At 64.4% G+C, this 2,326-nt stretch carries 5 protein-coding genes; 1 reads left to right on the top strand and 4 read right to left on the bottom strand.

Annotated elements, in window-relative coordinates:
- A partial coding sequence (locus tag ACO1BU_RS36970; protein WP_424140843.1) for an IS256 family transposase occupies nucleotides 1-769 on the top strand: 769 nt, incomplete at its 5' end.
- A 152-nt stretch (nucleotides 770-921) separates the two neighbouring features.
- Here ACO1BU_RS36970 and ACO1BU_RS36965 read toward each other — a convergent pair.
- The 4 genes from ACO1BU_RS36965 to ACO1BU_RS36950 form a co-directional block, all read right to left on the bottom strand.
- Nucleotides 922-1,152 (bottom strand): hypothetical protein, encoded by a 231-nt coding sequence (locus ACO1BU_RS36965; protein ID WP_424140842.1) that lies wholly within the window; start codon nucleotides 1,150-1,152, stop codon nucleotides 922-924.
- A gap of 1 nt (nucleotide 1,153) precedes the next feature.
- Entirely contained in the window at nucleotides 1,154-1,474 is a 321-nt protein-coding gene (locus ACO1BU_RS36960) for a HigA family addiction module antitoxin (RefSeq protein ID WP_424140841.1), read from the bottom strand.
- 12 nt (nucleotides 1,475-1,486) lie between these two features.
- Complete coding sequence (locus ACO1BU_RS36955; protein ID WP_424140840.1) at nucleotides 1,487-1,768, bottom strand: type II toxin-antitoxin system RelE/ParE family toxin; 282 nt, start codon at nucleotides 1,766-1,768, stop codon at nucleotides 1,487-1,489.
- Nucleotides 1,769-1,941: 173 nt separating this feature from the next.
- A partial coding sequence (locus ACO1BU_RS36950) for a DDE-type integrase/transposase/recombinase (protein WP_424140839.1) occupies nucleotides 1,942-2,326 on the bottom strand: 385 nt, incomplete at its 5' end.

Raw genomic sequence — 2,326 nt, 5'->3', positions numbered from 1 at the left:
GGCCGTGGACTGGGAGGCCTGGGGCCGGCGCGACCTGGCGGGGGAGGAGGTGGTCCGCCTGATCCTGGACGGGACCGTGGTGCGGGTCCGGCTGGCCCGCAAGGCCACCTCGGTCTCGCTGCTGGTGGTGCTCGGCGTGCGCCGGGACGGGCAGAAGGCGCTGCTCACCGTGCGCAACATGGGTGGGGAGAGCGAGGCCGCGTGGCGGGCCGTGCTCGACGACGTGGTTGCCCGCGGGCTGCGGACCCCGGAGTTCCTGATCGTCGACGGCGCGGCCGGCCTCGAGAAGGCGCTGGCTGCCCTCTGGCCAGAGGTACCAACTCAACGCTGCACGGTCCACAAGCACAGGAACCTTCTCGCCCACGCGCCGGAGCGGCTGCATCAGGAGATCTCGTCCGACTACACGGACATGATCTACGCCGAGACCGCAATGGAGATCGAGGCCCGGCGCCGGGCCTTCCTGCGCAAGTGGCGGCTGAAGTGCCAGGCCGTCGCCGGCAGGCTCAAGGAGGCCGGCGAGGCGCTGTTCGCTTTCACCCGGTTGCCCTCCAGCCAGTGGAAGTCAGCGCGAACCACCAATGCGATTGAGCGCCTGCATGAGGAGTTCAAGCGCCGCATCAAAGCGCAGACCGTGCTGCCCTCGGCCGAGACCGCCGCCATGCTGTTCTGGGCGCTGCTCGCCTCCGGCCAGATCAGCATGCGCAAGGTCGATGGCTGGCACAGCCTCGGTCAACCGCCTGTCAGGAGCATGATTGACCTTGCCGCCTGAAGCAGTACCGTCATCCTGCCGGAGACACTGAACGCGATTTCCTACAGCCTTTGCGACGGCACCAAGGATCCGCCGGTTCGGGTGCCAATTCTGCGCAAGGCGCCGAAAGAGGTCTGACCCTGAGGGGCCGCCCGGTGGCGGCCCTTCGCCTGTCAGTCGGGGGATTTTCCGAGTGCCGCGAGGATTTCTTCGCCGTGCTCCTGGACGTAGCGGATAAGCATCGCAGTCGTCTCTGCCTGATCTGCCTGGAGTTCCGTAAAGACGGCCACGCTGCTCGGGTCGTGACTGTCCAGGTCGAACTGGTCTGTGTCCTCTGTGGCCTCGAATGCCTCTCGGAGTAGGAGGAAGAACTCGGGAAGCGGATTGGCCTCATTCGTCGGCATGTCAGGCGGCTATCGTCTGGCGCGCGCGTTCCAGGTCTAGCCCCACTTGAAGGCCAAGCCAGAACTCAGGGCTGTTACCGAAGCGACGGGCCAGAAGGATGGCGGTCTCGGCTGTTACGGCGCGAGTGCCATTGATGATGCTCGTGATACGGTTCGTCGGCACGCCGATCTCGGCAGCCAAGCGCTTCGCGGAAAGGCCCATGGGCACGAGGAACTCCTCGCGTAGCACCTCGCCAGGGCTGACGGGCGGGATGGTCTCGCCTGTGACGACGTCCAACAGGTCCACCCGGCCGGCGTCTAGGTCTTCGCGCGTGATGGTCATCTGTGGGTCTCCTTAGTGGTAATCCACGATCTCAACTTCCCAGGCGTGGCCATCACGCCAGATGAAGCAAAGACGGAATTGGCGGTTGATCCGGATCGAGTGCTGGCCAGCACGGTCCCGAGTTAGCGTCTCCAGTTGGTTGTTGGGTGGCACCTTTAAGTCATTGAGGATGATGGCCCGGTCGAGCATTGCGAGTTTCCGGCGGCTGACAGGGCCGATGCGTGTGGGAAAGCCCTTAGGCATCTGCCCCGTGAACACCGCCGCTGTACGCTTGTCTTTGAAGCTCTTGATCACGAAGGGTTACGTAAGACGTAACTGCGGTTACGTCAAGCATAGCCGGGCCGCAAAGCGGTAATTTTGGGCGTCCCACCCGGGGCGCCCTTTTCATTTGGAGGGGAGGTAATCAGCGATGGCGTTGTCAGGTTGGCGATGACGGCGACGTCGAGAGCTTACGGCCGGTGATGGCCTCACACGGCGGATGCAACTCCGGTCACATCTCGCCAGATGCCGAATGCGGCGTCACGAACAGTCCGGTATGCAGTGGCGGTCAGGCGGTCGCGGCGAAGTTGGAAGTGGTTGTGGATCCGGCTGTGTGTGGAGAGGAAACGTTGCGCGTGGCGGGCTGACTTGAACCGCTGCATCTGCCGCTCTCGTCGCCTCGTTGGCTGGTGCGACACTTCGGCCCGGTTGTTGAGGTACCGGCTCTGCCGGTGCTCCACCCCGGGCAGGATGTCGCGCTTCGCGGCGGCGTAGCTCTTCAGCTTGTCGGTTACGATCACCCGCGGGACGTATCGCAAACCCTTCAGGAGCTTGCGGAAGAACCGCTTGGCTGCCGTGGCATTACGTCGGCTC

This window comes from Roseomonas chloroacetimidivorans, assembly GCF_049629625.1.
GTDB classification, from domain to species: Bacteria; Pseudomonadota; Alphaproteobacteria; order Acetobacterales; family Acetobacteraceae; genus Roseomonas; species Roseomonas chloroacetimidivorans.
Note: the sequence above shows the minus strand (reverse complement) of the source record. Positions and strands in the feature narration are given on the sequence as shown.

Coding starts and splice junctions, on each gene's coding strand:
- ACO1BU_RS36965 (WP_424140842.1), bottom strand. CDS start 1,152: ATGCCGACGAATGAGGCCAATCCGCTTCCCGAGTTCTTCCTCCTACTC.
- ACO1BU_RS36960 (WP_424140841.1), bottom strand. CDS start 1,474: ATGACCATCACGCGCGAAGACCTAGACGCCGGCCGGGTGGACCTGTTG.